This is a genomic window from Ruminococcus sp. OM04-4AA (genome assembly GCF_003462585.1).
GTDB lineage: Bacteria > Bacillota > Clostridia > Lachnospirales > Lachnospiraceae > Mediterraneibacter > Mediterraneibacter faecis.
On the sequence record NZ_QTZH01000080.1, the window covers coordinates 1 to 7,902 of the forward strand.

Genomic DNA, 7,902 nt, shown 5'->3' on the forward strand with positions numbered 1-7,902 from the left:
CATTCTTATGGGGGAAGGGGAATTATGCCCTTTTTTATGTAATATAACTATTATTATAATCATAAGCAAAAGGACGCATGAAAAAACTCTCGTTTTTTCACACGCCCTTTTTTGGTTCTAATATCTTACATAATATGTAACACGTACAGAACTTACCTTAACCGGTACTCCTGTCTGCTGTGCTCGATCATCTGTCCGCCGCCAATGTAAATTGCTACATGTCCCGGTGTCCAACAGATATCTCCCGGCTGTGGATTATTTACGATTGTTCCATGCGCAAGAATATCTCCACTTGTTCTTGGAATTGGAATTCCAGCCTGTCTGTAGCAATACTGTACAAGTCCTGAACAATCCAGTTCAACTCCCGGTGTAGTTCCGCCCCATACATATGGAACTCCGATCTGTGAATACGCCGCATTTACAATAATGCTTCCCTTATCAGCACTATAACTTGGGCTTGATGAGGAAGAACTTGAGCTGCCTGAGCTTGAACTGCCGGAAGAACTACTGCTTGAGCTACCGGAGCTTGAACTGCTTGAGCTTGAGCTGCTTGAACTTCCTGAGTTTGAACTACTGGAAGAACTATTGTTTGAGTTATTTCTATTAGAAGTACTACTGCTTGAGTTGTTCTTCTTAGCTGCTTCCTCGGCAGCTTTCTTTGCTGCTTCTTCTGCTGCCTTTCTCTTAGCTTCTTCTTCCGCTGCTTTCTTTACAGCTTCATCAATCTTAACATCGAGATTTGCGATCTCACTACTCTTCTCTGTAATCGTTGTATTCAGTTCATCCTTCTGTGCATCATACTCTGTCTGTGTCTCCTGCAGATCAGCCATCTTTGTCTCAAGTGTTGTCTTAAGATCTTCTACTTTCTGAACTGTCGCAACATACTCTTCGAGCTTGTCTCTGTCATAAGAATGTACCTGCTGGGAATATTCTGCCTGTGTCAGTACACTGGAAATATCTCCGGATGTCAGTACCTTCTCCACTGTGGCAGTTCCTGTTCCTTCTTCATACATATACTTAATACGAAGCTTCATAGCTGCATACTGCTGTTCCTGTTCCTCCTGCGCTGTTTTCAGATCTTCCTCTGTCTGAGAGATTTCCTCACCTGTTTCGATCAGGTCATTCTCAAGATCAGAGATCTTGGTCATAAGTGAATTCAGCTGTGTCTGAAGATCGCTTACCTGGTTCTGTGTCTCCTGCTTCTTCTGCTTCAGATCACTGACTTCGTCGGCAAGTACCGGTGTAACAGTCATTGTACATGCAAGTGTTACTGCAAGAATCATACTGCTTACTTTTTTTAACTTCATCTTTCCACCTATCCTTATTTTTATCTAGTCCCCCATGTGATGCATTATAATTTTCGTATCATAACTCGTTGTAAATAGTTACATTATAATTCCACATACTCATATGTTATAATACAACATCTATCGCTTTTTTTCAACATATTTCTCGTAACAAGAGGGTATTTTATTTACATTCTATGCTCAATATTATAGCGTATTTATGTAATATTTTCAATACTCCTCCTTACTTTTTTCATTTTTTCGTAACATTTTCGTAACAAAAAATCTGGAAAGTTCTCTTTATTTTTTGATAAACTTTCCAGATTCCTGTTTCACTGTATGATCTTTTATTTTCTACTGAATATATAAGTTTGTATATCCCATCAGGCTTTCATCTACTTCTCTTGCCACTTCACGGCCTTCACGGATAGCCCATACAACAAGAGACTGTCCTCTGTGCATATCTCCGGCTGTGAATACATCTTTCACATTGGTAGAATATTTTCCTGCCTCTGTCTTTACATTTGTGCGTTCATTCACTTCTACACCAAATGCTTTTGTTACATAATCCTGACTTCCAAGGAATCCAGCTGCGATCAGAACAAGATCTGCATCTACGGTATACTCGCTTCCTTCTACCGGAACCATCATTTTCCGTCCGGTCTTCTCATCTGTCTTACTCTCAAGTTTGATAAGAACTGCCTTACAGAGATTTCCTTTCTTGTCTTTTACGAATTCTTTCACTGTCGTTGTGTAAACGCGAGGATCAGAACCAAACACAGCGATTGCTTCCTGCTGGCCATAATCTGTCTTGCAGACTCTTGGCCACTCCGGCCATGGGTTCAGCGGTGTCCTCTCGTCCGGTGCTTTCGGCATCATCTCCAGCTGGAGAACGCTCTTTGCTCCATGACGGATAGATGTTCCGACACAGTCATTTCCTGTATCTCCGCCTCCGATTACAATTACATTTTTTCCTTTTGCAGAAATGTAGCCTCCTGTTTTAAGCTTCATGTCATTTGCCCATAGTGCTTTCGTTGTTGATTTCAGGAAATCTACTGCAAAATAAATTCCCTGTGCATCTCTTCCCGGTGCTTTGATATCTCTTGGATTTGATGCTCCGCATGCAAGGATCACACGGTCATATTCTTTCAGGATATCTGCCGCCTTCACGTCTTTTCCGACATTACATCCTGTCTGGAAGATAATTCCCTCTTCTTCCATAATCGCAATCTTACGGTCGATGATCTGTTTCTCCAGCTTCATATTCGGAATTCCGTAGCGGAGCAATCCACCCGGTTTGTCCTCACGTTCAAAAACAGTTACCTGATGACCTCTTCTGTTCAAAAGATCTGCTGCCGCAAGTCCGGACGGACCGGAACCGATCACTGCGACTTTCTTTCCCGTACGCACTTTCGGCGGATTTGCCTTTGCATATCCCATCTCATATGCATTTTCAACAATTGCATATTCATTACTTTTTGATGCAACTGCTTCCTGATTCAGTCCACAGGTACATGCATTTTCACACAATGCCGGACATACGCGGGAAGTAAATTCTGGAAAATTGTTTGTCTTTTTCAGACGTAAATAAGCTTCCTTCCAGTTTCCATTGTAGATCAAGTCATTCCACTCCGGCACAAGGTTGTGCAGTGGACATCCACTGGCCATTCCTGCAAGCGGCTTTCCAGACTGACAGAACGGAACTCCGCACGCCATACAGCGCGCGCCCTGAAGCTCCTGTTCTTCTTTGCTAAGAGGCGTATGGAACTCATTGAAATGTTTGATGCGTTCCAATGGGCTCTCTGCCGGTTTATCCTGTCTTTCATAATCCATAAATCCTGTCGGTTTTCCCATCTCTATGCCTCCTATCTTCCGTTCTTGATCATATTAAATGCTTCGATTTTTGCTTTTTCTCTGCTAAGTCCTTTTTCTTCCATCTGGATGATCGTGGACATCATTCTCTCATAGTCTTCTGGAATGATTTTCTTGAATTTTGGCAGATATTCTTTGAAATTATCAAGAATCTTCTTACCTACCTCAGAGTTTGTATAAGCAACATGCTCCTGGATCATTCCTTTTAATTCCTGTACGTCATACTTATCTGTAACACGTTCAATGTTGACCATTGCTTTATTTACTTTGCGATACAGACTGTTATCGAGATCGATCACATAGGCAATACCGCCACTCATTCCGGCTGCAAAGTTCTTTCCAACCTGTCCAAGTACAACAACACATCCACCTGTCATATATTCACATCCGTGATCTCCGACACCTTCTACAACTGCGCGTGCACCAGAGTTTCTTACCGCAAAACGTTCTCCGGCAACACCTCCTACAAATGCTTTACCACTTGTAGCTCCGTAAAGAGCGACATTTCCGATGATAATGTTCTCATCTGATTTAAATTTCACACCTTTCGGCTGGCAAACAACCAGTTTTCCACCGGAAAGTCCTTTTCCAAAATAGTCATTACTATCTCCTGTCAGTTCCAGTGTCAGTCCTCTTGGGATAAATGCTCCAAAGCTCTGACCGCCGGCACCTTTACACTGGATCACATAGCTGTCTTCTTCCAGTCCTTCCGGATATCTTCTTGTGATCTCAGATCCGAAAATTGTTCCGAAGGTACGGTCTGTATTTGTAACATCTACTTCAAGTCCTCTCTTTTCTCCTCTTTCAAGGGCTGGGAGAAGCTGTTTCAATAGTACTTTTTCATCCAACGTCTTGTTAAGTTCAAAATCATAGACTTTCTTTGGATTAAAGATAACACCTTTCTTCTCTTTCGCATATGGATTGTACAGAATCTGTGACAGATCCAGTGTTGCGGCACGCTCTGATGTCGGAACGTCTTTTACTTTCAGAAGATCTGTACGTCCTACCAGTTCATCCACTGTGCGGACACCAAGTTTTGCCATATATTCTCTTAATTCTTCTGCAATAAAACGCATAAAGTTAACAACATATTCCGGTTTTCCGCTGAAACGTTTTCTAAGCTCCGGATTCTGAGTTGCAACACCAACCGGACAAGTATCCAGGTTGCAGACACGCATCATAACACATCCCATTGTTACAAGCGGAGCTGTCGCAAATCCAAACTCTTCTGCTCCAAGGATTGCTGCGATCGCAACATCACGACCACTCATGAGCTTACCATCTGTCTCAATACGGACACGCTCACGCAGACCATTCTGAATCAATGTCTGATGAGTTTCTGCAAGTCCAAGTTCCCACGGAAGTCCTGCATTCTGAATCGAGCTTCTCGGTGCTGCTCCTGTTCCTCCATCATATCCTGAGATCAGGATAACTCCGGCTCCGGCTTTTGCAACACCTGCAGCAACTGTTCCAACACCTGCTTCTGATACCAGTTTCACAGAAATTCTTGCATTTTTATTTGCATTTTTACAGTCATAGATCAACTGTGCAAGATCCTCAATCGAATAGATGTCATGATGTGGCGGTGGTGAGATCAGACTCACACCAGGTGTTGAATGACGAGTCTTCGCAATCCATGGATATACCTTTCCACCCGGAAGATGTCCTCCTTCTCCTGGTTTTGCTCCCTGTGCCATCTTGATCTGGATTTCCTGTGCACTGACCAAATACCTGGATGTAACTCCGAATCGGCCGGAAGCAACCTGCTTGATTGCAGAGCATCTGTTTGTGTCAAGACGTTCAATATCCTCTCCTCCTTCACCGGAGTTTGATTTACCATGAAGCATATTCATGGCGATCGCCATTGTCTCATGTGCTTCTTTTGAAATAGATCCATAGGACATCGCACCTGTCTTGAATCTTGTTACGATTGAATCTACGCTTTCTACTTCATCAAGCGGTACACTCTTCTTCGGGAAATTGAAATCAAGCTGACCTCTCAGATTGATCTTCTTGCCTTCCTCATCAACCATCTCTGTATACTGCTTGAACATTTCATAATCACCACGTCTTGTGGACTGCTGAAGCATATGGATTGTCTGTGGATTATAGAGATGTTCTTCTCCGCCACTTTTATATTTATGTTTTCCAACACTGTCCAGTGTCATATCAACCTGCAATCCAAGCGGATCGAATGCTTCTGTATGGAAAGCAGTGTAATCTTCTGCAATTTCTTCAATACCGATACCACCAACACGGCTGACTGTATCTGTAAAATAGCGGTTAATAAAATCCGTCTTAAGACCGATTGCTTCAAAGATCTTTGCTCCCTGATAGGACTGGATCGTTGAAATTCCCATCTTGGATGCAATCTTAATAATTCCATGAATTACCGCTGAATTATAATCATCTACTGCTGCATAATAATCTTTGTGAAGCAGATTTGCCTCGATCAGATGACGGATTGACTCATGTGCAAGATATGGATTGATTGCACATGCTCCATATCCAAGCAGTGTTGCAAAATGATGAACCTCTCTAGGCTCTCCACTTTCCAGAATCATCGCGACTGAGGTTCTCTTCTTTGTACGTACCAGATGCTGCTGCAGTCCAGATACTGCCAGAAGTGACGGGATTGCAACGTGATATTCATCTACCTCACGGTCTGTCAGAATCAAAATATTAGCGCCCTCGCGGATCACACGGTCAACTTCAATGAAGAGATACTCTATCGCCTTCTCAAGACTTGTGTTTTTATAATAAGTGATTGGAATCTCTGCAACTTTGAATCCATCCACTTTCATATTTTTAATTTTCAGAAGATCTGTATTTGTCAGGATCGGGTTATTGACTCTGAGCATCTTACAGTTCTCTTCCTTCTGCTCCAGAAGATTACCGTCTGTTCCGACATAAATAGTTGTAGAAGTCACGACTTCCTCACGGATTGCATCGATCGGTGGGTTTGTAACCTGTGCAAACAGCTGTTTAAAATATCCGAACAGTGGCTGACGTTTCTGCGAAAGCACGGAAATCGGTGCATCCATTCCCATCGCTGCGGTTCCTTCGGCACCGTTCTTTGCCATTGTCAGAATAGAAGTTTTCACGTCTTCATAAGAATAACCAAACGCTTTCTGAAGCTGTGTACACTCTTCAGCTGTATATTTTGGCACATCCTTATTCGGGATTTTCAAATCCTTCAACTGAATCAGATTACTGTCCAGCCATTCTCCATATGGGAACTGATTTGCATATTTTTCTTTTAATTCCTCATCATCGATCACGCGTCCTGCAACCGTATCAACCAAAAGCATCTTACCCGGGTGAAGTCTTTCTTTCATCACAATCTTGGATGGATCGATATCCAGAACTCCAACCTCTGAAGAAAGAATCAGATTATCATCATCTGTAATGTAATATCTGGAAGGGCGAAGTCCGTTACGGTCAAGCACAGCTCCCATAACATCTCCATCTGAGAACAGGATAGACGCCGGACCATCCCATGGCTCCATCATTGTTGCATAATACTGATAGAAATCTTTCTTGTTCTGGGACATCTCTTTATTGTTGATCCATGGTTCTGGAATACAGATCATAACTGCAAGCGGAAGATCCATTCCACTCATCACCATGAATTCTAATGCATTATCAAGCATCGCGGAATCAGATCCGGAAGTATTGATCGCAGGAAGCACCTTGTGGAGTTCACCTTTCAGACATCCTGCCTCCATTGTCTCTTCACGGGCACGCATCTTATCTGCATTACCACGGATCGTATTGATTTCTCCGTTGTGGACCATAAAGCGGTTCGGATGCGCTCTCTGCCAGCTTGGTGCAGTATTTGTACTGAATCTGGAATGCACCATTGCAATTGCAGAAATAAATTCTTCGTCCTGCAGATCTTCAAAGAAAAGTCTCAGCTGTCCTACAAGGAACATTCCTTTGTAAACGATTGTTCTACTGGAAAGTGAAACAACATAAGTGTCATCACTGCTCTGTTCGAAAATTCTTCTGACTACATACAGTCGACGATCAAAATCAATTCCTCTCTCGTATTTTGCAGGGCGTTCAATAAATGCCTGCATAATACATGGCATGCAATCTACCGCTGTCTTTCCAAGAATGTCCGGATGAATCGGAACTTCTCTCCAGCCCAAAAGTTTCAGTCCTTCTTTTTTTACAATAACTTCGAAAATCTTTTTCGCCTGATTGCGTTTTAATTCATCCTGCGGAAGAAAGAACATACCTACGCCGTAATCTCTTTCATCTTTCAGCTTAATTCCAAGTGGCTGACAGACTTTCTTGAAAAATCCATGAGGAATCTGTGTCAGAATACCCACGCCATCTCCTGTCTTTCCTTCTGCATCTTTTCCGGCTCTGTGCTCAAGTTGTTCTACAATACTCAAGGCTCCTGCCACTGTACTATGTGTCTTTTTGCCTTTGATATTGACAATTGCACCAATACCACAGTTATCATGTTCAAAACTTTCGCGGTAAAGACCACGATTCTGACTTTTCATTTCTTTCCTCATAGTCGCTATCCTTTCTTCCTGTAATCTAAAGTTTACTTTAAAATCTTCTTTATTCGGCGCATTCAATCATTTCTTTCTCACGTCGTGTAAAACTTTTTCTAGAATATACACCCTTTTACCCAGGCTGTAAATAGGGAAATCCTTGTGAATTGTCTGATTATTTGATTTTTCATTGATTTTATTTGAATAGTCAGATTATTTTGATTTTCTTATAA

The 7,902-nt window shown here is 42.2% G+C and carries 3 protein-coding genes; all 3 read right to left on the reverse strand.

Going from position 1 to position 7,902, the window contains the following annotated elements:
• Positions 1 to 152 precede the first annotated feature (152 nt).
• Complete coding sequence (locus DXB52_RS14360) at positions 153 to 1,307, reverse strand: C40 family peptidase (RefSeq protein ID WP_472520362.1); 1,155 nt, start codon at positions 1,305 to 1,307, stop codon at positions 153 to 155.
• 333 nt (positions 1,308 to 1,640) lie between these two features.
• Positions 1,641 to 3,140, reverse strand: coding sequence for a glutamate synthase subunit beta (locus tag DXB52_RS14365; protein WP_117579726.1), 1,500 nt, complete (start codon positions 3,138 to 3,140; stop codon positions 1,641 to 1,643).
• A gap of 11 nt (positions 3,141 to 3,151) precedes the next feature.
• The gene (gene gltB, locus DXB52_RS14370) at positions 3,152 to 7,675 is read right to left on the reverse strand and encodes a glutamate synthase large subunit (protein ID WP_330619361.1); all 4,524 of its coding nucleotides are present in this window, start codon (positions 7,673 to 7,675) and stop codon (positions 3,152 to 3,154) included.
• Between the last annotated feature and the right edge of the window lie 227 nt (positions 7,676 to 7,902).

Bases quoted from the DNA above. Each gene is read 5' to 3' on its own strand.
- DXB52_RS14360 (WP_472520362.1), bottom strand. From the start codon at position 1,307: ATGAAGTTAAAAAAAGTAAGCAGTATGATTCTTGCAGTAACACTTGCA.
- DXB52_RS14365 (WP_117579726.1), bottom strand. From the start codon at position 3,140: ATGGGAAAACCGACAGGATTTATGGATTATGAAAGACAGGATAAACCG.
- gltB (WP_330619361.1), bottom strand. From the start codon at position 7,675: ATGAAAAGTCAGAATCGTGGTCTTTACCGCGAAAGTTTTGAACATGAT.